This window comes from Pusillimonas sp. (assembly GCF_035515275.1).
Taxonomy (GTDB): domain Bacteria; phylum Pseudomonadota; class Gammaproteobacteria; order Burkholderiales; family Burkholderiaceae_B; genus Pusillimonas.
Genome location: NZ_DATJBQ010000138.1, coordinates 15,782 through 39,403, shown reverse-complemented (window position 1 = coordinate 39,403; position 23,622 = coordinate 15,782). Strand labels below are relative to the sequence as shown.

Here is a 23,622-nt window from a genome sequence, read left to right as displayed (position 1 = left end):
GCGGACTATCCTTAAAGCGCCCTTCGTTATCCCAAAAGCGCCTCTGCCCCCCACTAGACATGTATCGCAGGTGACACGCCCGGGCAGATTGCCGCGGGCGGCTGCTTGCCTTCTTATTCGGCGTCGATGAATTTCAGCGACATGAAGCCTTCCAGGGAATCGTCCTTGATCTCCAGCCACGGTTTAGGCAGCTTGGCGGCCTGGGTACCCGTGATGGTCGAACGATACGACACGTTGCGAAACGCCATGATGTCGTCTTCTTTGTCTTGCAGCCACGACTTGAGCAGCTCGGCCTGCATCTCGATGGGAAAATCAGGGTAATCGGTTGGCCCGATCAGATCGCGAATGTACTTGGCCTGAAAATCGATGGACTCATGAGGGTTCTGAAGCGCCTCGTGTTCGTTCAGCCAGCGCTGCATGTCTTGCCGGCGCTGCTGGGCCTCAGGAAGTTCAATCTTGCCCAGGATGACATCGCGCGCATACCAGGCCTGAGCGTCAAACATATTGAAAGTAAAATACTGATCCTGCATGCCCAGATAGATCAGCTTGGGATTGGTCTGAAAAAAGACACCCTTGTAGAGGTTTTCAGGGTAAAGGCAGTTATGGGTCTGCAGTCGGAGCTCGTCGGGCAGGAACGGGAAGTGAAACTGATAGCCCGTGCACATGATTATTGCGTCGAACGCCCTGGTGGTGCCGTCCTTGAAGTGGGCCACGTTGCCCTCAAAATGCGACAACAAAGGCTTTTCCTCGATGCCGTCGGGCCAGTCAAAACCCAAGGGTTCGGTGCGATAGCTGATGGTGACCGACTTGGCTCCGTACTTGTAGCATTGGGTTCCGATGTCTTCAGCCGAATAACTTCCTCCGACCAACAGCAGATCCTGTCCCTCGAACTCCAGCGCATCGCGAAAATCATGCGCGTGCAGAACCCGGCCGGGGAACTGTTCCAGGCCTTCGTAGTACGGCATATTGGGCGTGGAAAAATGCCCCGTCGCCACCACCACGTAATCGAACTCTTCGGTTTCCTGCTCGCCCGTCTTGTGGTTCATGACCGTGACAGTGAATTTTTCGGTGTCGTCGTCATAGGTGACCCATCGCACCGGGCATTCAAGCCGAATGTAGTTGAAGATGGCCCGCTTATCGATGCGGCCCATAATGTAGTCCTTCAGCACCTCGCGCGGGGGATACGAAGGAATCGGCCTGCCAAAGTGCTTGTCAAAAGAATAATCGGCGAATTCAAGGCATTCTTTGGGGCCGTTGGACCACAAATAACGATACATGCTGCCATGCACAGGTTCGCCGTTGCGGTCCAGGCCGGTGCGCCAGGTGTAATTCCACATGCCGCAAATATCATTCTGTTTCTCGTAGCAGACAATCTCCGGCAGGTCTTTCGCCCCCGCCCGACGCGCCGCCTCAAATGCCCTTAATTGGGCCAGTCCACTGGGGCCCGCTCCTAAAATCGCGATTCTCTTCTTTTCGGTCAAAACATACTCCTGTAAAAACTATCGGTGGCAGGTACGCCCTTTTTCCTTGCGCGCAAACCGCTCCGCCCGATCGAGCGAATACGACCGATCCCCGCACGGAGCGTGCAGGCCGGCCTTTGGATGCGGCATTGAAACTGGAAAAAGGGAAACTTGCCGCGTACGGCCGGCACAAATGGTGAGATCACCGCCGGCCAACTGGCCATACTGAGTGCGTCGGCACGCTTTCCGGCAAGCGGAAAGCACGGCGGCGCGGATGGCAGCCCGGCGCTTAGGCCGGGCTTAAAGACGAGATGACGTCAGCCCGCTTCGCGCATGGCGCGGCGGCGTTCGTGCTCCTGCAGATACCGCTTGCGCAGGCGTATCGATTTAGGCGTCACCTCGACGAGTTCATCGTCATCAATAAACTCAACCGCGTATTCCAGCGTCAGCTTGATGGGCGGCACCAAATCAATGTGCTCGTCCTTGCTGGTTGTACGGATATTGGTCAGTTTCTTTTCCTTGATCGGGTTTACAACCAGATCGTTGTCGCGACTATGAATGCCGATGATCATGCCCTCGTACAGCGCTTCGCCCGGGCCGACAAACATGCGGCCCCGATCTTGCAGCTTCCAGAGCGCGTACGCCACGGCGGCCCCGTCGTCCTGGCTGATCAGCACGCCATTTCGGCGTTCGCCGACACCCCCTTCACGCATGGGGGCGTAGTCATCGAAAATATGGCTCATCAGGCCGGTGCCACGGGTCAGGGTCATGAACTCACCCTGGAAGCCGATAAGTCCGCGTGCCGGAATACGGTATTCAAGACGCGTACGACCCCGACTGTCGGACTGCATGTCCAGCAAATCGCCCTTGCGTCGGCCCAGTTCTTCCATCACCCCACCCTGGTGCGCTTCCTCGATATCCACCGTAAGCAGCTCGTAGGGTTCGTGACGAACGCCGTCGATCTCTTTGAGCAGCACCTGGGGCCGTGATACGGCCAGCTCGTAGCCTTCGCGGCGCATGTTCTCGAGCAGAATGGTCAAGTGCAGCTCGCCTCGGCCACGCACCTCAAAGACCATATCATCGTCGGTAGGGTTGACGCGCAGGGCCACGTTTGATTTAAGCTCGCGCTCGAGCCGGTCGCGCAACTGGCGGCTGGTAACGAACTTGCCCTCGCGTCCGGCCAAAGGCGAAGAGTTCACCATGAAGTTCATGGTCAGTGTGGGCTCGTCGATACGCAGCATAGGCAGCGGCTCGGGCGCGGAAGGATCCATGACCGTGCAGCCAATGCCGATGTCTTCAATGCCGTTGATCAGCACGATATCGCCCGCTTCGGCTTCGTCGACCAGTTCGCGATCAAGGCCGCTGAACTGCTGGACCTGGTTGATGCGGCCCTTGAAGGATTCGCCATCGGGGCCGAACTGAACCACCACATCTTGCCCGGGGCGCACCCTGCCGCGATTGACGCGGCCGATGCCGATTTTACCGACATAGGTGCTGTAGTCGATGGAAATGATCTGCAGCTGCAACGGCCCTTCAGCGTCGTCATCGCGCTGCGGAACGTGCTTGAGTATGGTGTCGAACAGCGGGCGCATGTCACCGCTGCGTACATCGTCGGTAAGCCCCGCGAAACCTGACAGGCCCGAGGCGTAAATAATGGGGAAATCAAGCTGCTCTTCGGTGGCGCCCAATTTGTCGAACAGATCGAAGGTAGCGTTGATGACATGGTCGGGCCGAGCGCCGCCGCGATCGATCTTATTGACGACCACGATGGGTTTCAGGCCCAGCGCCAGCGCCTTGCGTGTCACGAAACGAGTCTGAGGCATAGGGCCCTCGACGGCATCCACCAGCAGCAGCACGCCGTCGACCATCGACAGCACGCGCTCGACCTCTCCGCCGAAATCAGCGTGTCCCGGGGTGTCGATGATGTTGATGTGAGTGCCTTCGTACTCGACGGCGCAGTTTTTGGAAAGAATGGTGATGCCGCGCTCTTTCTCGATATCGCCGGAGTCCATGACCCGTGAGGAAACCTGCTCGTTCTCGCGGAAAGTGCCCGACTGACGCAGCAGTTGGTCCACCAGGGTGGTCTTGCCGTGATCGACGTGAGCGATGATTGCCACATTGCGCAGGGCGCGTTTCATAATTCGTCCTTTAATTTAAGGTTTGCCGGCCACAAGCCCTGGGGCAAGGCTTGCGGCGCAATCAATACGGTCTGCGGTTCAGGCATCTGCTGTAGCGTCTCTAGTTCGACGGCGTCGTCAAGGCTAAAGGGCCCCACTTGTGTACGCCGCAGCGCCGCCAAGTGTCCTCCGCATCCCAGGGCACGGCCGATGTCCTGGGCCAGGGTACGAATATACGTCCCTTTGCTGCAATGCACCAAAATTTTTGCATCCCGGCCGTCGAACGCCAACAATTCGAGCCGGTAAATCGTTATCTTGCGTGGCGGCCGTTCCAGCTCGATGCCCTGGCGCGCATACTCGTACAAAGGCTTGCCGTCGCGCTTCAGTGCCGAATGCATGGGCGGGATCTGTTCAATCTCGCCACGAAACTGCTCAAGCACGGCTTCAAACTGTTCGCATGTCACTGCCGCCGCGTCGTTGGGTGCCTGAAACACGATATGACCGGTTAAATCGCCGGAATCGGTTTCCTCGCCCAAACGCACCGTGGCTTCGTAAACCTTGTCGGCCTCGAGCATGGACGCCGAAATTTTTGTTGCGCGCCCCAGACAGCACACCAGCAAGCCGGTGGCGAATGGGTCAAGCGTACCAGTGTGCCCCGCCTTGCGGGCATCCAGCGCGCGCTTGGCGCGCTGCAAAGCATGATTGCTGGATAAACCCTCGGGTTTGTCCAGCAACAAGACACCATCGAGCATCTGCCCGCGTCGGGAAGCCATCGTCTCGTCTCTCTTGAAAACAAATCACGACAGCCCCATCAGGAGCGTTCGTCGGGATCCTCGGGCTCGGCAGGCTCAGATGCGGAATAGCTTTGGGGACGATTCGCTTCGTCGATCAGGCGCGACAACTCGATGCCTCGAACCAATTGCTGGTCGTGGACAAAATGCAAGGTAGGCACAGTATGGATGTGCAGCATCTTGAACAACAGGGAATGCAGCCAACCCGCCTTTTCGTTGAGCGCCGCCAAAGCTGCCTCGGGCTCGGCACCCATGACGGTGAAGTGCACTTTTGCATGCGCGTAATCGGCCGACAAGTCGACACCAGTAAGCGTTACCAGACCGGCACGCGAGACGTCGATCTCGCGCTGGATGAGACCGGCCAGATCTTTTTGGATCTGGTCGGCCAGCCGTGTGTTGCGGCCCGGATTCGCTCTGGACTTATGACGACTCATGCTTACAACGCCCGTGCAAACTCTTTGATCTCGAAGATCTCGAGCTGATCGCCCACTTCGATATCGTTGTTGCCTTTAAGGGTGATACCGCAATCAAAACCTTGCTTGACTTCCTTGACGTCATCTTTGAAGCGGCGCAGCGACTCGATGTGACCGGTCCAGTGCACAACGTGGTTGCGCAGCAGGCGAACCTGCGAATCGCGTCTGACGACACCGTCGGTGACCATACAACCGGCAATGTTGCCGATGCGCGAAACGCTGAACACCTCGCGGATCTCGACCATGCCGATGACTTCTTCGCGTTTCTCGGGCGCCAGCATGCCCGACATGGCATTGCGTACGTCGTCGATGGCGTCGTAGATGATGTTGTAGTAGCGCAGATCGATGCCGTTGTGTTCGGCCAGCTTCTTGGCGCTTTGTTCGGCGCGCACATTGAAGCCGATAATGACTGCATGCGAGGCAATGGCCAGGTTGACGTCGCTTTCGGAGATGCCGCCCACTGCCGCGTGAACCACCTGAACACGAACCTCGTCGGTGGAAAGCTTGAGCAGCGACTGCACGAGGGCCTCTTGCGAGCCCTGTACGTCGGTCTTGACGATAAGCGCCAGCGTTTGTGTGCCTTCGCCCAGGTTGTCGAACATGGATTCGAGCTTGGCCGCCTGCTGACGCGCCAGCTTGACGTCGCGGAACTTGCCTTGACGGAACAAGGCGATTTCGCGTGCCTTGCGCTCGTCGACCATGGCAATGACTTCGTCGCCCGCCGCCGGCACCTCGGTGAGGCCCTGGATCTCGACGGGGGTGGCCGGGCCTGCACTGGTCACCGGCTTGCCGTTTTCATTGAGCATGGCTCGAACACGCCCGTAGCTGGCACCGGCCAGCAAGGCGTCGCCGCGCGTAAGGGTGCCGCTTTGCACGAGGATGGTCGCCACCGGGCCCCGGCCCTTATCCAGGCGAGCCTCGATGACAATACCCTTGGCGGGAGCATCGATCGGCGCCTTCAGCTCTAGCATCTCGGCCTGTAGCAATACGTTCTCGAGCAGTTCGTCGATGCCCTGGCCCGTCTTGGCAGACACCGGAACAAAAGGAACGTCACCGCCGTACTCTTCAGGCACGACTTCTTCGGCCACGAGCTCTTGCTTGACCCGTTCGGGGTTGGCTTCGGGCTTGTCGATCTTGTTAATGGCCACGACCAGGGGCACACCAGCCGCTTTCGCGTGGTGAATGGCCTCTTTGGTTTGCGGCATGACGCCGTCGTCGGCGGCCACAACCAGAATCACGACGTCGGTTGCCTTGGCACCGCGCGCACGCATGGCTGTAAAGGCCTCGTGACCGGGGGTATCAAGGAAAGCCACTACACCGCGATCGGTTTTGACGCTGTAGGCGCCGATATGCTGCGTGATGCCACCCGCTTCGCCGGAGGCCACTTTGGCTCGACGAATATAGTCGAGGAGCGACGTTTTACCGTGGTCGACGTGACCCATGACGGTAACGACCGGCGCACGAGGCAAGGCCTCGGCTTCGTGATCGCTTTCGGCCACGTCCAGGAAGGCCTCGGGGTCGTCAAGTTTGGCTGCAATGGCGATGTGACCCAGTTCTTCGACCACGATCATGGCCGTTTCCTGGTCGAGCACCTGGTTGATGGTGACCATCTGACCAAGCTTCATGAGATGTTTGATGACCTCGGCAGCTTTGACCGACATTTTGTGAGCCAGATCGGCCACCGTGATGGTTTCGGGTACGTGCACCTCGCGAGCAATAAACTCGACCACTTGCGGCTCTTGACGGTCGGATTGCGACTGACGGTTACGACCGCCGCGACCGCCTTTACCCCCGCCCTTGCCAGAAGCACGCCAGCCGTCACGGCTGGGGCTGGCGGGCGCTGCATCGGCGCGTGCGGCAGGCTTTTTGCGCCCGCTGTCGTTGCCCCAGGCCGTAGAGACCTCGGAGCCTTTGACTGTTTTCTTCGGTTCGCCGACAGGCTTGGCGTCTTTCTTGGCCGCGCCCTTGCCCGCAGGCTTGTGCAAAGTACCGGAAATGCCTGGCTGCTCGGGTTCGGGGGCCTTAAGCACCTTGCGCGGCCGACTGAGCATCTGACGCAGCGCCGCCGCTTCGGCCTCGGCGGCCTTGCGGGCCCGCTCTCGATCTTCGTCGCGCGCCTCGCGGCCTTCAGCAGAATCAGCCTGAGCACCGGTGGCCTTGCCATCGTCAGTTTTTGCTTCGACGGCTTTCGTTTCGGAGGCTTTCGCTTCGACGACTTTTGCAGCGCCGGCCTTTGCTTCGGCGGCTGCAGGCTGCTCGGCCTGGGGTTCGGTTGCGGGGGCTTCTTCGGGCGACGCTGCGGCTTCGGATGGCGACGCCTGGGCTACCGATGGAGCCGGCTCGGCGACCGCAGCTTGCACAGCTTCAGTCGGCTTGGCGGCTGGAGCCTCGGGTTCTGTCTGAGGTGCTTCGTGAGCTGGAGCAGCGTGTGGCTGAGCAGATGGCTCTTCTTCGCGCACGGCCTCGGGAGCCTGGGCGGTCTCAGCCACAGCAGCGGGCGCCTCGTGCACGGGCGTCGTAGGCGTTTCGGGAACAGCAGCAGGTTCCTGCACGGGCTGTTCGGTTGTGAGGGCCTCGACGGCCTCCTCTTTCTTGGCCTCGGCCAACAACTCGGCCGGATCGCGCTTGACAAACACGCGTTTCTTGCGCACCTCGACTGGTATGGTGCGCGAACGGCCTGAGCTATCGGCCTGACGGATTTCAGAGGTCTGGCGACGGGTCAAGGTAATTTTTTGCCCTTCGGAGCCTCCGTGAGCACGTCGCAAAGACTCGAGCAGCTTCGCCTTGTCTGCATCGGTGACGCCATCGTCAACCGACTGGAGTTCAACGCCAGCGGCACGCAACTGCTCTAGCAGCACGTTGGCAGGCATTTTCAGCTCAACTGCGAACTGGGCGACGGTGTTACTCGACATTCGACTCTCTCTTACTTACAACTACGATTTCAATGAATTAAAGGCTCAACTGAACATGATCGCACTCATGCTTCGTCGTTGAACCAATGTGCACGCGCCTTCATGATCAGGGCGCTTGCCGCTTCTTCGTCCAACTGGGTGATTTCCGACAACTCGTCGGTGGCCAGTTCGGCCAGATCGTCCAGCGTATATACATTATGCTCACCGAGCTTGACGGCCAGCTCGGGGGTCATGCCTTCGAGCTCGAGCACCGCAGGGTCAACTTTTTGCACTTGCTCTTCCTGGGCGATGGCTTCGGTAAGCAAAGCGTTACGGGCACGGGCGCGCAATTCGTTGACGGTGTCCTCGTCGAATGCGTCGATTTCAAGCAGCTCTTGAATCGGCACGTAGGCGATTTCTTCGAGGCCGGTGAAACCTTCGTCGATAAGAATATCGGCAACTTCTTCGTCGACATCAAGACGCGTGATGAAGGCCTGGCGCAGCTCGGTACGCTCTTCGTCCTGGCGGTTCTGGCTTTCTTCGGGGGTCATGATGTTGATCTGCCACCCTGTCAGCTCGGAGGCCAGACGCACGTTCTGACCGCGCGCGCCGATGGCCTTGGGCAGGTTTTCAGCGTCGACCACGACATCCATGGCGTGGCGATCTTCGTCGACCACAATCGATTCGACATGCGCGGGCGCCAAGGCGCCAATGACGAACTCGGCAGGGTCGTCGGACCACAGCACGATATCAACCTGCTCGCCGCCCAGCTCGTTGCGAACAGCGGTAACACGCGAACCACGCATACCCACGCAAGTGCCGATGGGGTCGATGCGCTTGTCGTAAGCCACCACCGCAATTTTTGCGCGAATACCCGGATCGCGAGCCGCCGCCTTGATCTCAAGCAGCCCCTGCTCGATTTCGGGAACTTCGTTCTCGAACAACTGGCGAATGAATTCGGGCGCATTGCGCGACAAAATAACCTGCTGACCACGGGCGGTATGATCGACCTTGTGCACCCAAGCGCGAATGCGGTCACCCACGCGGATGTTTTCTTTGGGGATCATTTCGGTGCGGGGCAGACGGGCTTCGATCTTGCCGGTTTCGATTATGGCATCGCCCTTATCCATACGCTTGACGGAACCCGAAACGATGGTTTCGCCACGCTCGAGGAAGTCGTTAAGCACCTGCTCGCGCTCGGCATCGCGAATGCGCTGCAAGATGGCCTGCTTGGCAGCTTGCGCGCCGATGCGGCCAAACTCTTCGGGCTCAAGTTGCTCTTCGATGTACTCGCCTTCTTCGATGCCGGGCACGATCTCTTGGGCATCAGAATACAGCTCTTGCTGATCAGGCTCTTGCAAGCCGGCATCGTCGGGCACCACCAGCCAACGTCGGAACCCTTCGTGGGCACCCGTTTCGCGATCGATGGACACCCGGATATCGGCGTCTTCTTTGAAGCGTTTTTTCATGGCGGACGCCAATGCGCTTTCAAGTGCGCCAAAGACCACTTCGCGCGCCACATTTTTTTCACGCGCGAGGGCGTCAACCAGCAGAAGAATTTCGCGACTCATCGCTTTTTACCCTTGAAATCAAGAACGGGATCCAGTTTGGCACGATCAACATCGTCGAAGGTGAAGTTCAAAACCTTGACCTCTGCGGATTTGCCCTGCGGCTCGAGCTCGAGCCCGAACATTGGGCCGGCGGCCGTGCCTTGCTCGCCAACCTCTTGGGAGGCATGCAGCATGCCCGAAAAAACCTTGCGGTTGTCGATGGCATGACGCAACTTGATCTCGACACGCTGACCGTTGAACCGAACAAAATCAGCCACGCTTTTAAGCGGGCGATCAATACCGGGCGAGCCGACCTCGAGGCGTTTGTAGTCGATGTTCTCGACCTCAAAAACGCGTGAGAGCTGTTTCGACACTTGTTCGCAGTCTTCGATGCGCACGCCGTCGGCCTTGTCGATGGTGACGCGCAGCAACCCCAATGGGGCGCGCTCGACATCGACAAGCTCGACATCCATGCCGGCAATGGACTGCTGTGTCAGTGCGAATAGATCTGCCATAAACTCAAAAAAAAAGGGCTGTCATCCAGCCCACTATTGTTGCAACCGCAACACCCTGCCCATAAGCCGGCAAGGCGCCGGATGCACTAGAAAATGTGCCGCTATATCAGTCGTGTTTCTTTAGTGCCGCCCAGCCAGGACCAAGCACTTGCGCGCGTGAACTTCTAGCGAGCCAACTGCGGGTTAATGGCTTGAGTCAATGGTTCGGGCCAAGGCCTCTCTACTGCTTCCATCAAAGCGCAGGCTTTACTGTTAGCAAACACATATAGCTGTAAAGCCCTATATTCTAACAGAAAAGACGAAAAGATCGTGGTTTCTCACGAACTTACCTTAAAAAGACCGGCAAGGCGGCCCTGGCCGCCCATACCTGAACCAACATAATCGACACGAAGCATTACGTGCACTGAGCCCTTAGCGCCCGCGCCCGCCGATAATGCCCAGCCGAGACTCGTGGGCAGATGCACCGCGTGGCTGCCAATCGTCGCCGCGCGCCGCCTGCCCCTGACCTTTGCCGCGGGTGCGTGCGCCCTGCCTGGCGGGCTTCGTTTGCTTGCCCTCGCCCTGAGGCGCCGACGGACCTTTGGCAGGACCCTTGCCTTTTCTGGCCGGCCGACGGCCTTGCGCCGGCTGGGCGGCGTCTTGCGGCCCCTTTGCTGCCGGGCTGGGTTTGCGCCGTGCAGTAGACTTGCCTTTTTTCTGCCCGCCTTCGGGGTGCCCATTAGGCAGACCGCCACTGAAGCTCAGGCCGGTACCGTAGGGGTCGGACGGATAAGCCTGGCCGACAACCCCTTTGGCCACTCGACCGCCCGACAGCTTTCCGCGCCGGCTGATCTTGGCGCCGTTCAGACCGTTTCGCTCCATCGTGCCGAACCCCGGTGGTAAGGCATTTTCGTTGGAAAGCGGCTGGCGCGCCTTACGCCCCTGGCGGGTGTCGGCCGATTCGCCGTCAGCGCTGAGAAGACCCAGTTGCACCATCAGGGCGGTAACAAGGTTGGTGTCGAGCTCTTCCCAACGGCCCCGGCGCAGATTGCGGGGCAAAACGACCTCTCCGAAACGGGTTCGAATGAGCCGGCTGACCGTAACCCCCGCCGCCTCGAACATACGCCGCACTTCACGATTGCGCCCTTCGTGCAGAGTGGCGCGATACCAGCGGTTGCTGCCTTCGCCACCGAGGTACTCGAGGGTACCGAACTTGGCGGGACCGTCATCCAGCTGTATGCCTTCGAGCAAACGCGCATGCTGCTCAGGGGCAAGCTCGCCCAGCACCCGAACCGCGTATTCGCGTTCGGCGCCATAGCGCGGGTGCATGAGCCGATTGGCCAGGTCGCCCGAAGTAGTCAGAATAAGCAGACCTTCGGTATTCAGGTCAAGCCGACCCACCGACAACCATTTGCCGACCTTGATCTTGGGCAAGCGCGCAAATACCGTAGCCCGCCCGGCGGGGTCGTCATGACTGACGATTTCACCCGCCGGCTTGTGATACAAAATGACCCGCGGAGGCTTTGAGCTGCTGGGCCGCGTAATAAGCCGGCCATTGACTCGCACCTGATCTTGCGCCCCTACCCGCTGCCCTATATGGGCGGGTTCGCCATTGACCGACACACGACCGGCGATGATCAGCTCTTCCATCTCGCGGCGGGAGCCAACACCGGCGTCGGCGAGCACCTTGTGCAGCTTGGGCGTAACGGCATCGCTGCCCAGGTACTTCCCCAGGCGCTGCTCGATACGGGCCTGCTTTTCGAGAAAAGCCAGCGCGTTGTCGGCTTCTTTTTCGGCGGCAGCGCCAGAGGGTGCACGACCACGCTTCGGGCGCGCTGCCGGGGCGACAGGCTCGTGAGCCGCCGGCTCGGCGGGTTCACCGGCGGCCGACTCGGCAACTGCGTCACCACGACGACGGCGAAACGGGGTACGCAGCTTACGGCCCCGGCCCCGGTTGGAACCGGCCTTGCCCTCGGGCTGCGCGCCGTCGGCAGCCTCGGGCGCCTGGGTTGCGGTCGACTCATTTTCGGCCGCGGAGGAATGCTCTGCTTGATTCATATTTTCAGATATGCTCCGTATCAATCTTTTTGTGTTCGTACGCCGGGGGCTCGTCGCCCTCTGGTAGGTCGGCCGCCGGCAAGTTGGATGCTGGCTGGGCCGGTGTATTGTTGAGTGACGGCGATTGCGCGTCAGGGTCGCCGGTAAAGTCGCCTTCATTCGGCACTTGATCGCACTGCGGCGGAATTTCTTCAAAGTTCAGGCCCGCCAGTGCGGCCACACCTTCGTGAGTTTCTAGCTCGGGAAGCTCGTCTAGGGACTTGAGCCCAAGGTCGTCAAGAAACTGGTTGGTCGTACCCAGCAAGGCCGGCCGGCCGGGTGCATCACGGTGGCCCAGAACCTCGATCCAGCCGCGTTCTTCGAGGGTTCGGACAATTTGCGACGACACTGTAACGCCGCGGATGTCTTCGATGTCGCCGCGGGTAACAGGTTGACGCCAAGCAATGATGGCCAAGGTTTCTAGGACTGCTCGCGAGTAGCGTGGCGGCTTCTCGGGGTTGAGTCGCTCGAGATAACGTTGCATCTCGGGCCGGCTTTGAAACCTCCAACCGCTAGCCAAGCCAACCAGCACCAGGCCTTTGTCGGCCCAGGCATCTTGCAGGGTCTGCAGGTACTGCCGTATTTGGCCGACAGTGAACGAATCGCCAAAAAGCTGGTTCAGTCGTTCGATCCGCATGGGCTCGTCGGCGCACAGCAAAGCCGTTTCAAGTATTCGTATTATCTCTGATTCTGTCATCAAGTGGTTGGGCGGTTAAATCGGCCCGATTTGCATTTAAAAAATAGTTAGGTTAATATTTCATCTTCAGACGCGGGGTGGAGCAGTCTGGCAGCTCGTCGGGCTCATAACCCGAAGGTCGTAGGTTCAAATCCTGCCCCCGCAACCAGATGCATTTTCAAAATGGGTCAAGCGTAAAAACGCTTGACCCATTTTGTTTTGGCCAACAAACAAGTTGTGATGCAAGCTACGGGCGCAAGCAACCTTGCCGTTTCGCCAGACCGAACCGGTACATGCACTGGAGCCGCAGCCGTTAGAAAACATGTTTGTCAAATAGCGCTTGAGCGTCTGCTAATGATTGCTGATCGTGAGAACGACACACACCTGTGGGGCGTACCCCGAAACGGACATACCCGTTGACACAAAGCTGATGGCTTTGCGAAACAATAGGGACGTAAGGTGTTCAATACTGCCCTGACTGGATTCGGACAAGGAGCCGAAGCCGGGCATTACTTATTCTGAATTCGCTTAAGTTGCTTATATGCCTGCCTGCCACCACCCGCAATAGAGGCTGTGCCAATAACAGGAATGACCGTTTGCATTGTGGGGCTCGAATAAAGTGAGCGGCATCAACAAGTGCTTTCGAGACGGCCGTAAATTAGCTGTATTTAGCTATTATTACACCACTGCGGACCACATAATGCAATCATTACCGTTGCAGCCGGCGCATTTTTGCGTTGTTTTTTACAACGTTTGCCCCGCACGGATGCCTTCATCGGCCAATATGGCTCGCAGGCGCGGCTCAAAGCCGGGGGCGTCGTTACCTGCCACGATAAAAACCAGAACCGGCTGCGCTTCAGAAGACTGATTATCTGCCGATGCGGCAAGTTGTTCGACCGGGTACAACTGACGATGCACCCCATGCACGGCGGCCAGTTGGTCTTCGCCCTGAAAATGCAACAACCCCTTGAGGCGCAATAAGTCGACGTCGGGAAGCTCATGCACTCGACCCATGGCACGGCTGAACGCCGCATGCGAAACTGGCTGCTCGATAGGCACGGTAATCACCTGAATGGCTGCGTGCGCAAAAGGCCGCGAAGCAAACGAACCTGTGGCCGTGCCCCTACTCAACAGTGCCGGGCGCCCAACTGTTTCGCTGACGGTTGCCGCCGACAGAAGCGTCTCGAGCGCAGGCAGCGATTGCGCATCAAAGGTACGGGCTTGCCCATTAATGGTGGCCACGGTATTGCCAAGCACGTTCTTTGCTTCAGGCGACGCAAGATCGCCCTTGCTGAAAACAATGGCATCCGCCTCGACGGCTTGTCGCAAGGCCTGTGGATACTCGGCCAGCTGGCGCGAACCATTTACATAGTCAATGACTGTGACGCAGCCGGCGTATACATAGCGGTCTCGCAGAAAGCCCTCGTACTTGAGGGTGTGCATGACCGCTGCCGGGTCGGCCAGACCGGTCGTTTCGATAAGAATTCGCGAGAATGGCGGTATCTGCTTATGCAGGGCGGCCAGGAACAGTTCGCGCAGCGCCTCGATAAGATCGCCCCGCACGCTGCAGCATATGCAACCCGATTCGAGAGGAATGATATTGGCACTGATATGCCGGACCCGCTGATGATCAATGCCCACCGGGCCGGCTTCGTTGACAAGCAAAGCAATGCGCTGAACAACGTCAGGGTCGGTTTGTTCGGGCGACAATAAGCGATTGAGCAGCGTTGTTTTGCCACTGCCAAGAAAACCGGTAATTACGGTCACTGGAATTCTGCTCATTTCTAGCACCCCCGCCGGAAAGTCACTACACTTGTCCTGGGCCGTCCGCCCCCCCGAAACGCCACACCTAAATCTTGTTTTTCTGGTCTTGCCTTGTCCGAATCTTTTGCACTAGTAAAGCACATAGGCGATATTAACGCCGAACAATGGAACACACTGGCAGTCGGTCATCCGTTGGTACAGCACGAATTTTTATTGAGCATGCAAGAATCCGGCTGCGCATCCAACGAAACCGGCTGGTCGCCGCATTTTTTGGCGCTGTATCGCAGTAAACAGTTGGCCGGCGCCATGCCGCTGTATGTCAAATACCATTCGCGTGGCGAGTACGTGTTTGACATGGCTTGGGCACGCGCATTTGCCCAGCACGGCCTGCAATACTACCCCAAGCTCTTATCGGCGATTCCATTTACACCCGTACCCGGACCCAGGCTACTGGCCCAAAGCCACGAAGATCGCGTTCTGCTTGCGCGCGAAGCCATTGCACTGGCTGATCAGAATGAGCTTTCGTCCTTGCATGTGCTGTTTCCGACGCAAGAAGACTGCGCGGCGCTGCGCGAAGCGGGCTTCATGTTTCGCGAAAGCATACAGTTTCATTGGCAAAACGAAGGCTACCAGAACCTTGACGATTTTCTGTCTCGTTTGAATCAGAAAAGCCGCAAAAAACTCCGGCAGGACAAGAAAAAAACAATAGAAGCCGGGGTAACGTTCCGCTGGCTCGAAGGGGACGATTTGAATAACGAGGCCTTGGCTTTCTTTTATGAATGCTATGCGCGTACTTATTTTGCGCACGGCAATGCTCCCTACCTCAACAAGCGTTTTTTTGAACAGCTACGTGACCGCATGGCCCACAACCTGCTTATAGTCATGGCCTACCGGGATGGCGAACGCATAGCCTGCGCGCTGAATGTACGAAGCAACGACACGCTGTACGGACGATATTGGGGCAGCACGCAATTTGTATCGGGGCTGCATTTTGAGACCTGCTACATGCAAGCCATTGAATACTGCATTAGCAAGGGCATTAAAAGCTTCGAGGGCGGCGCCCAGGGTGAACACAAGCTTTCGCGGGGCATGCTGCCGGTACGAACCTATTCTGCACACTGGATTCGCGACACCCGCTATGCCCAGGCCATTGCCGATTTTTTAAAACACGAAACGGTTGCGATAGAGGGCTATGCCGATGAGCTGATCGACCATAGCCCCTATAAGCGCGAAGGCGGCGGCAGGCATGTTAACGCGGCCACTTTGGCCGACGCCCCCGCCCAGGGCGGCAATACCACGTAAACAGAGCAAACAGCCGGCTCGGGCCCCGGCTGCAGGTGGAACCTTATTTGTTTTTATCCGACTCGGGCCCCGTCGGCTGAAAGGGAAAAACATTGAACATGGAGCGGGTTTGGTCCTGCATCTGATCCTGCATCTGGACAAACAGATTCTTGCTTTGATCGACGTAGTTGTTCATCATGTTCTGCAGCACGGGCGTTTGAACGCTCATGAACTGGGTCCAGGCTTCGGGCCCGAACTGCGCACCATACAACCCCTTCGACTGCTCGGCCATGCGCTCTTGAACTTCCATGAAAGCCTGGATGTTCTTGTCAAGAAAGGCGCCCATCACACCTTGCATCGAATGCCCATAAAAGCGAATAATCTGCTGCAAGGCCATGGACGAAAAAATAGGCACGCCGCCGCTTTCTTCTTCGAGAATGATCTGCAAAAGAATGCTGCGGGTCAGGTCTTCGGAAGTTTTGGCGTCGACCACCTGGAACTCTTCGTGCTCAAGCACCAGCTGCTTTACATCGGCAAGCGTGATGTAAGCGCTGGTTCGCGTGTCGTATAGCCGCCGATTGGGGTACTTTTTTATTAATCGCGGCGGGTTGGCCGTTTGCGTCTGCGTCATGGTTGTCTGGGTAAGATAAAGTAAAAAGGCCTTGCGTTGAAGAGCGCATCAGCCCATGTGCAAACCGCCATTAAGCGAAAAATCGGCGCCCGTGGCAAAACCCGACTCGTCGGAGGCCAGCCACGCCACCATGGAGCCGATTTCGTCTGGGGTGCCCAGCCGCTTTACCGGAATGGTGCTAACGATTTTCTCGAGTACGTCGGGACGAATGGCCCTGACCATGTCGGTGCCGATATACCCCGGTGAAATCGTGTTAACGGTTACGCCCTTGCTGGCGACCTCTTGGGCCAACGCCATGGTAAAGCCATGAATGCCGGCCTTTGCCGTTGAGTAATTGGTTTGCCCGAACTGCCCCTTTTGGCCGTTAACCGAACTGATGTTAATAATACGCCCCCATTGATTTTCGAGCATGCCTTCGACCACCTGCTTGGTGACATTGAACAGGCTGTTCAGGTTGGTGTCGATGACGGCGCGCCAGTCGTCTTGGGTCATTTTGCGGAACAGGCCGTCGCGGGTGATGCCTGCATTGTTGACCAGCACCGCCACATGCCCGAGCTCGGCCTTAACCTTGTCGAACGCGGCCACGGTGGAATCCCAGTCGGACACGTTGCCGACCGAGGCGTGGAACTTGTAGCCCAGATTGGCCTGTTCACTGAGCCACTGTTGATGATCGCGGCTGGGGCCGCATCCGGCGATGACTGTATAGCCCTCTTTGGCCAGGCGCTGACATATCGAGGTGCCGATGCCCCCCATTCCGCCTGTAACGTAAGCCAGTTTCCCGCTCATGTGCTTCTCCTTGGTGCAAACAAAAGTGGCCTTATGCTTTTAACATCGGGCGTTTTACTGTGACCGTACCTTAACGTAGCTACCCGGCGCCGCTTCGATCGGGGCATGGCGCGCATTGCCAAGCCGGGACGACGCCTTTTTGCGCGGGCCTGAATGCTCGGCCAGCCACTGGGCCCAGTCGGGCCACCAACTGCCGGGATGTTCGGTGGCATGCTCGTGCCATGCATGGGGATCGTCCGGCATCCGGACCGGCTCTGGACTCCCCGGGGCCGCCCAATAGCTGCGCTTGCCCTGTGATGGGGGATTGATGACGCCGGCAATGTGCCCGGAAGCGCCCAATACGAAACGCATGGGACCGCGCAGCAAGGCTGTGCTTGCATACGCCGACTGCCATGGAACGATGTGGTCTTCTCGAGAGCCATAGATATAGGCCGGCATCGACAGCGCGCCCAGATCGAGCCCATGGCCGTCGATGTTGATGCATCCGGGTGTCTTCAGGCTGTTTTCGAGATAGGCCTTGCGAAAATACCAGGTAAAGAACGGCCCGGGCAGGTTGGTGCCGTCGGCGTTCCAGTAGAGCAGGTCGAACGCCGGCGGCGCCTCGCCTTTAAGGTAACTGTCGACGACGTAGTTCCAGACCAGCTCGTTGGGACGCAGGAATGAGAACGTTGTGGCAAGTTCGCGCGCGGTCATGAAGCCGCTTGCGCCCAGCTGGCGCTCACGTGTCTGCGCATGGAGCTCGTCGACGAATACGTTCAGCACCCCTGTATCGGCGAAATCAAGCAAGGTGGTGAGCAAGGTAAGCGAGGCAACAGGATCTTGGCCGCGCGCCTTGGCCAGGGCGAGGGCTGACGCCAGCAGCGTGCCGCCCACGCAAAATCCCAGGGCATTGATTTGTTTCTGGCGACTGACCTGGCGGACGACTTCGATAGCGGCAAGCACCCCCTGCTGGATATAGTCGGACCACGTGGCGGAATCGATGCCATCGGTGTCGGATAATTGTGGATTGCGCCACGACACCATGAACACCGTGAAGCCTTGCTCGACCGCATACCGTACAAGAGAGTTGTGCGGCTGCAGATCAAGAATATAAAACTTGTTGATACACGGCGGAACAATAAGCAGCGGACGCTGATACACGGTGGAGCCAAGCGGCGCGTACTGAATCAACTGCATGAGGCGGTTCTGATAAACGACCTGGCCGGGCGTGGTGGCCAGGTCGCGCCCGACCACAAAACGAGATTCGTCGGTTTGGGTGATGCGCCCTTTTTGAATGTCGGACCAAAGGCTTTGCATGCCGGCAAGCAAAGACTCGCCCTTGCTTTCGAGCATGCGCTGTTGCGCTTCGGGGTTGGTAGCCAGAAAGTTGGAGGGGGACATGGCCTCGACCCACTGCATGCAGGTGAACCGCAGGCGGTCGCGTGCCTTATCGGGCATTTGAACGGCGTCGACCATTTGCAGGACGGCCCGACCCGACAACAGATAGGCGTGCGCCATAACAAGACTGTTCGAGTTGGACGCCCAAGCGCCCCCTTTGAAACGGCGATCGGCCGGGGCAGCAAGCGTACCCTGCCGGGCCTGGTGGAGCATATCGGCCCACCCCTTGGAGAACTCAGCCTGAATTTGAGCCAGCTTGTCGGGCGAGATGCTGACCGGAACAGGCCAATCAGGGGAAGTTGCGGCGCGCATTGCGGATCCTACACAAAACTCTTTGTATTCATGTTCTCGTGCAAACATGGCAGTGTCAATCAGGGTAAGTCGCTACCATGCAGCCAGGCCAGGGTAGCCATACGGCCCGTTTTACCGTCACGACGGTAAGAGTAAAACCAGTCTGCGCGCTCATACGTACACGGCGAGTCGGCCTGGACGTGCTCGACACCCGCCTGACTCAGGCGATGCGCAGCCAGGCCGGCCAGATCGGCCTGCCATTTGTCCGCTTTGGCGCCCCGCATAAAAAACCTGGCCGTTTGACCGTCGCCATCGACAAATGCGGCGCGAACCTCGGGGCCCACTTCAAACGCAGCCGGGCCAATGGCCGGACCGATCCATGCCCTCCATCTTGAACCGGCCGGCGCCCGAGCCTGTAAAGCAGCAAGGGTATTTTCAAGCACTCCGCCGGCCAGCCCACGCCAGCCCGCATGCGCAACCCCCAATACCGCACTGCGGAAATCGGACAGCACCACCGGCAGACAGTCGGCGGTAAGAATGCTTAACACGCGATAAGGTTCACCCGTAATCACGGCATCGGCAACCGGCGGGGTCGCGCTGTTGCCTGAGGCATCTGCATCGAACACCTCAACCCCATGAACCTGCTCCAACCAAGTGGGCGCCTGCGGCAGGGTCTGCTCAAGGCCCCGGCGATTTGCCAGCACCGCCTGCGGATCATCGCCCACATGGGTGCCTAGATTGAATGATGCAAACTCGTCGCCATCAAGTACGCTGGCATCGCGCGAACGCCCCGCCAGCGGTTTTTCGGGGTCGACGGGCAGACGCAAGGTGGTGAAATAACTGACCCCTTGCCACGGCTCGCCCGTGTAGGCCGTGACACCATGCCAATTTATGATTCCCACGAGATCTCCGTCAGCGCTGCGGCGAAGTCCGCCGGCGGGTCGGCTTTGAACGAGACGCGTCCACCCGCGCCAGGGTCGTCGAAAGCCAGAGCCCGAGCGTGCAGCATTTGGCGCTGCATGCCTGCCGCAACCTTGCCCCCGTACAGGACATCGGCAACCAGTGGATGTCCAAGACCGGCCATGTGTACGCGAATCTGGTGGGTGCGGCCGGTTTCCAGACGGCAGATCACCTCGGTGACAGGCGCGCCCGAAGCAAGGCGCCCTACTCGCATTGGTTGATAGTGAGTCATGGCCGGCTTGGGCGCGATGGGACGGTCGGTCGCCATGCGTACCGGCACTCGTGAATCGCGCCCGATCGGCAGGTCGACAGTACCGCTGGAATGCAGCTCGCCATGCACCAGGGCGATGTATTCACGGCTGACCGAACGCGCCTGAAGCTGCCGTACCAAATGAGTCTGAGCCAATTCGTGCCTTGCCACCACAAGCAGTCCGGACGTGTCTTTATCGAGCCGGTGCACAATACCGGCGCGCGCAACCTGCGAAAGCTCGGGAAAGCGGTAAAGCAAGCCGTTAAGCAACGTGCCGCTCCAGTTACCCGCCCCGGGGTGGGTGACCAGGCCCGCCGGCTTGAATACGACGATCCAATCGGGGCTTTCTTGCACCACTTGAAATTCGACAGGCTCGGGCGCAAAAGCCAGGGCTTCGGGGGGCTGCTGGCGCCAGACAGTGAGCTCGTCGCCCGGGTGAACCATTTGCTTGGTGCGCCCGGCGGCACCATTGACCAGGACGTGCCCGCTTTCAATCCAGCCTTGCAATCGGCTGCGCGAATGCTCGGGAATCAACCGGGCAAGTACTTTGTCCAGACGCTCTGGAAACGCCTTGAGCGGCTGCCGAAAATGCAGCGGCTCGTGCACGGTTAAACTGTTTTGTTCAATATTCGTGTCAGGCATGGCGACAAATCATATAATCTGCCTGCATGCTAACACCAAGGACCCATTCGTGATTCGCTCCGTCTCCCAAATTTCAAGCTTTTCCGGCTTAAAAAACTGGTCGCGCACCCTCGGCGCGCTGATTGTCGTCCTGGCTGTCTCGGGCTGCGGCTCGTTCAAGGGCGACGTAGACCCCACTGCCGGATGGAGCGCAGAGCGGCTCTATCAAGACGCCCGCACTGAAATCAGCGACGGCAACTGGAACGACGCACGCACGCGGCTCGAAGCAGTCGAAGCCCGGTATCCGTTTGGCGGATACGCGCAGCAGGCGCTCATGGATCTGGCCTACGTAAACTGGAAAGACGACGAGCCCGAGCAAGCCCTGGCGGCCATTGATCGCTTCCAGCAGCAGTACCCCAACCACGCGGGTACTGACTACATGCTTTACCTGAAGGGCTTGATTACCTTTACGCCCCCCAGCGCGGTGTTTTCGCGCATTACGCGTCAAGACCCCAGCGAACGCGACCCCAAGGGCCTACGCGAATCGTACGAGGCCTTCAACGAGCTGATCAATCGTTACCCCGACAGCCGCTACGCCGAAGACGCCCGCAAGCGCGTTGCCTGGCTGGTTACTACCCTGGCGCAGAACGAAGTGCACGTGGCGCAATACTATTACGAGCGCAAGGCTTACGTTGCAGCGGCAAACCGCGCACAAACGGTGGTTGCCGACTTCCAGGGCGTGCCCGTGGCCGAAAAGGCGCTGTACATCATGTACCTGTCGTACGACAAGCTGAACCTGACCGATCTACGCGACGACGCCAAGCGCGTGCTCGACCAGAACTTCCCCGACAGCAAGTATTACGAACAGGGGCTGGACGAACCCACCGACATGTGGAACCCGCTGAACTGGTTCTAACCCCCTGAAGCGTGCGCGCCCGGTATTAGCCGCGGCGCGTTGCCGTTGCCTTGCAACCCCCGTTGCCTTGCAACCCCGCTTAAGTTGCGCTGTCAGGCGTGTTGCGCAGGTCTGTTTCTACCGACTTGCGCGCCTCATAGAACGCAATGGCCTGGGCCGGGTCCCGGGTTCGGGTAAAGGCAGGCAGACCCCGCCAAAGCAAACGTCCGTAGGGCTTGTCGACAATGCGGGTATCGCCCACCATCAGCACCCCCCAGTCGGTCTCGGACCGTATCAGGCGTCCGGCCCCTTGTTTCAGTGCAATAGCCGCCTCGGGTACCTGATATTCCATAAAAGGGTTGCCGCCATTGCTACGGCACTGATTAAGGCGCGCCTCAAGCACAGGGTCGTCGGGCGGAGCGAACGGCAACTTGTCAATGGCCACCAGAGTCAGTGCGTCGCCGGGCACATCGATACCCTCCCAAAAACTGGCACTACCCACCAACACCGCATTGCCCCCCGCCCGAAACCGCTCGAGCAATGAGCGGCGCGAACTGTCGCCCTGCTTGAGCAGCAGCCGTTCCTGGCCTTGATCTTCGAAATGCTCTTCCAGCAGTTCGGCGATTCGGTCCACCGCCCGCAATGTGGTGCACAGAACCAACACACCCCCGGGCGCGGCGTCGATGAGGGGAATCAGAGCCTGGACAAACTTCTGGTTGAAATTGGGGTGACTGGGCACCGGCAAGCCCTGAGGCACAAAGAGCAACCCCTGAGCCGGATAATCGAAAGGCGATTCCCAACGCAGGGTCCGGGCGTCCTGCAAGCCCAGCCTCCGCTGAAAATGGCCGAAATCGCCATGCACCGACAAGGTGGCCGAGGTCATGACCCAGGTCTGGTCAGGCCGGCGGTAACGCGAGAATATGCGCGCTACTGACAGGGGCGCGCTATGCAGGCGCATATGATGGGTGCCTGTTTCGACCCAGCGCACTGCAAGCTCGGCATCGCGTGCGGCATCGTCGCCAGGCTTCAGGGCGTTGCGTCCCTGGCGATCGGGTTGGCTCCATTGAAACACCCGTGCTCGCAGCTCAAGGCAAGCGTTGGCGGCGGCGGCCAGATCGGGGTGCTTCTCGGACACCGCCTGTAGCAGCCCGCAGGCTCTGTCCAAGGTCTGCAGCAACTGATCGAGTGCGGAGTCAAATTCTTCAGGTTCAGGCAGCGCATCGAACGTCGCCTTGCGGCCGGGTAGTTTTTCAATGGCCGCAGTGGCCAGCCGCAAATTGCGTGCTGCCTGCTCAACCGCCTTGCCCGCCTCGCTCCAGTTGGTCGCCTCGCGCGCATGCGCCAGCCCCGCGGCCTCGATGGCCCGCGCCAGATCAAGCAATTGGTGCGTCGACACACTAAGCCCCAGGAAACGCGTGGCAATATCGGGCAACTGATGCGCCTCGTCGAACACCACCATGTCTACGGTAGGCAGCAGATCGGTGATGCCTTCTTCGCGCAGCGCCAGGTCGGCCATGAACAAAGCATGGTTCACCACCACCAAATCGGCCTCCTGGGCCTGACGGCGCGCCTTCAGTACAAAGCAATCACGCACATGGGGGCAGTCTTGGCCCAAACAGTTTTCCCGGGTGGAAACCACCCTGTTCCAGATGTCCGCCTCTTCGGGCACCTCGGCCAGTTCGGCTCGGTCACCACTACGCGATTTTTGCGCAAACAGCTGTATATGCCGCAGTTGACCGATCTCGGCGCGCGACCGCAGCGCGCGATCGTCGCCCGAGAGTCGCTCTAGGTGATAGTGACAGACGTAATTGCCGCGGCCTTTAAGCAGTGCCACGTTAATGGGCAAGGCCAGCGCTTCGCGCAGCCGGGGCAAATCGCGACGAAACAATTGGTCTTGCAAGGTGCGGGTACCGGTAGAGACCAGCACCTTGGCATTGCTTAAAAAGGCCGGCACAAGATAGGCCCAGGTCTTGCCCGTGCCGGTACCCGCTTCGGCGATCAGCGTGGCGTGTTCCTGCAGGGCCTGGCCGATGGCCTGAGCAAGCTCCAGCTGCGCCTGGCGCGGCCGGTAACCCGCCACCTTGGCAGCAATTGGCCCTTGCTCGGAAAAAATTTCGGTAAGCTCTTGCGACAGCATCAGGAACGGTTCTTTACAATAAGTAGGGAGCCCACAGCGGATAATACCCGGCCACGCCTCGCGTAGGCCGCAGCATGTGG

Annotated in this window: 18 protein-coding genes and 1 tRNA gene; 3 read left to right on the top strand and 16 right to left on the bottom strand. The window is 59.0% G+C overall.

What is annotated here, in order from left to right; translation table 11 throughout:
* Positions 1-113: 113 nt before the first annotated feature.
* From VL003_RS10080 to scpB, 9 genes are all read right to left on the bottom strand, one after another.
* Positions 114-1,481, bottom strand: a complete 1,368-nt coding sequence (locus tag VL003_RS10080; RefSeq protein WP_325442077.1) for an NAD(P)/FAD-dependent oxidoreductase — start codon at positions 1,479-1,481, stop codon at positions 114-116.
* A gap of 296 nt (positions 1,482-1,777) precedes the next feature.
* Complete coding sequence (gene typA / locus VL003_RS10075; RefSeq protein WP_325442075.1) at positions 1,778-3,598, bottom strand: translational GTPase TypA; 1,821 nt, start codon at positions 3,596-3,598, stop codon at positions 1,778-1,780.
* Positions 3,595-4,350 carry a tRNA pseudouridine(55) synthase TruB gene (gene truB / locus VL003_RS10070; protein WP_325442073.1) on the bottom strand — a complete coding sequence of 252 codons (756 nt, stop codon included), beginning with the start codon at positions 4,348-4,350 and terminating at the stop codon, positions 3,595-3,597. Before truB ends, typA begins: the two co-directional genes overlap by 4 nt.
* Before the next feature lie 38 nt (positions 4,351-4,388).
* A complete protein-coding gene (gene rbfA / locus VL003_RS10065) occupies positions 4,389-4,802 on the bottom strand; it encodes a 30S ribosome-binding factor RbfA (RefSeq protein WP_325442071.1) in 414 nt (137 codons plus the stop codon).
* A gap of 2 nt (positions 4,803-4,804) precedes the next feature.
* Positions 4,805-7,753 carry a translation initiation factor IF-2 gene (infB, locus tag VL003_RS10060; protein WP_325442069.1) on the bottom strand — a complete coding sequence of 983 codons (2,949 nt, stop codon included), beginning with the start codon at positions 7,751-7,753 and terminating at the stop codon, positions 4,805-4,807.
* 65 nt (positions 7,754-7,818) lie between these two features.
* The gene (gene nusA, locus VL003_RS10055) at positions 7,819-9,303 is read right to left on the bottom strand and encodes a transcription termination factor NusA (RefSeq protein WP_325442067.1); all 1,485 of its coding nucleotides are present in this window, start codon (positions 9,301-9,303) and stop codon (positions 7,819-7,821) included.
* The gene (gene rimP / locus VL003_RS10050; RefSeq protein WP_325442065.1) at positions 9,300-9,797 is read right to left on the bottom strand and encodes a ribosome maturation factor RimP; all 498 of its coding nucleotides are present in this window, start codon (positions 9,795-9,797) and stop codon (positions 9,300-9,302) included. Before rimP ends, nusA begins: the two co-directional genes overlap by 4 nt.
* A gap of 411 nt (positions 9,798-10,208) precedes the next feature.
* The gene (locus VL003_RS10045; RefSeq protein WP_325442063.1) at positions 10,209-11,834 is read right to left on the bottom strand and encodes a pseudouridine synthase; all 1,626 of its coding nucleotides are present in this window, start codon (positions 11,832-11,834) and stop codon (positions 10,209-10,211) included.
* A gap of 4 nt (positions 11,835-11,838) precedes the next feature.
* The gene (scpB, locus tag VL003_RS10040) at positions 11,839-12,570 is read right to left on the bottom strand and encodes an SMC-Scp complex subunit ScpB (RefSeq protein ID WP_414708282.1); all 732 of its coding nucleotides are present in this window, start codon (positions 12,568-12,570) and stop codon (positions 11,839-11,841) included.
* Between the two features lie 71 nt (positions 12,571-12,641).
* On the opposite strand from scpB, the gene VL003_RS10035 reads away from it, so the two are divergent.
* Positions 12,642-12,718: transfer RNA gene (locus VL003_RS10035), tRNA-Met, on the top strand.
* 575 nt (positions 12,719-13,293) lie between these two features.
* Here the strand turns inward: VL003_RS10035 and VL003_RS10030 are convergent.
* Entirely contained in the window at positions 13,294-14,331 is a 1,038-nt protein-coding gene (locus VL003_RS10030; protein ID WP_325442061.1) for a CobW family GTP-binding protein, read from the bottom strand.
* Positions 14,332-14,424: 93 nt separating this feature from the next.
* Between VL003_RS10030 and VL003_RS10025 the strand changes: the two genes are divergently transcribed.
* Positions 14,425-15,615, top strand: a complete 1,191-nt coding sequence (locus VL003_RS10025) for a GNAT family N-acetyltransferase (RefSeq protein WP_325442059.1) — start codon at positions 14,425-14,427, stop codon at positions 15,613-15,615.
* 43 nt (positions 15,616-15,658) lie between these two features.
* Here VL003_RS10025 and phaR read toward each other — a convergent pair whose 3' ends face one another.
* From phaR to VL003_RS10000, 5 genes are read right to left on the bottom strand one after another with little or no spacing between them, the layout of a single operon-like run.
* Positions 15,659-16,225, bottom strand: a complete 567-nt coding sequence (gene phaR / locus VL003_RS10020; RefSeq protein WP_325442057.1) for a polyhydroxyalkanoate synthesis repressor PhaR — start codon at positions 16,223-16,225, stop codon at positions 15,659-15,661.
* Positions 16,226-16,273: 48 nt separating this feature from the next.
* Positions 16,274-17,011, bottom strand: coding sequence for an acetoacetyl-CoA reductase (gene phbB / locus VL003_RS10015; protein ID WP_325442055.1), 738 nt, complete (start codon positions 17,009-17,011; stop codon positions 16,274-16,276).
* Positions 17,012-17,065: 54 nt separating this feature from the next.
* Positions 17,066-18,700, bottom strand: a complete 1,635-nt coding sequence (gene phaC, locus VL003_RS10010) for a class I poly(R)-hydroxyalkanoic acid synthase (protein WP_325442053.1) — start codon at positions 18,698-18,700, stop codon at positions 17,066-17,068.
* Between the two features lie 59 nt (positions 18,701-18,759).
* Complete coding sequence (gene pgeF / locus VL003_RS10005) at positions 18,760-19,581, bottom strand: peptidoglycan editing factor PgeF (protein ID WP_325442051.1); 822 nt, start codon at positions 19,579-19,581, stop codon at positions 18,760-18,762.
* Positions 19,569-20,531, bottom strand: a complete 963-nt coding sequence (locus VL003_RS10000; RefSeq protein ID WP_325442049.1) for an RluA family pseudouridine synthase — start codon at positions 20,529-20,531, stop codon at positions 19,569-19,571. Before VL003_RS10000 ends, pgeF begins: the two co-directional genes overlap by 13 nt.
* A 70-nt stretch (positions 20,532-20,601) precedes the next feature.
* Here VL003_RS10000 and VL003_RS09995 point away from each other — a divergent pair, with 70 nt between their 5' ends.
* On the top strand, positions 20,602-21,426 hold the full coding sequence (locus VL003_RS09995) for an outer membrane protein assembly factor BamD (protein WP_325442113.1): 825 nt from the start codon (positions 20,602-20,604) through the stop codon (positions 21,424-21,426).
* Between the two features lie 79 nt (positions 21,427-21,505).
* On the opposite strand, the gene yoaA is transcribed toward VL003_RS09995, so the two are convergent.
* A complete protein-coding gene (gene yoaA, locus VL003_RS09990; RefSeq protein ID WP_325442047.1) occupies positions 21,506-23,542 on the bottom strand; it encodes a DNA repair helicase YoaA in 2,037 nt (678 codons plus the stop codon).
* Between the last annotated feature and the right edge of the window lie 80 nt (positions 23,543-23,622).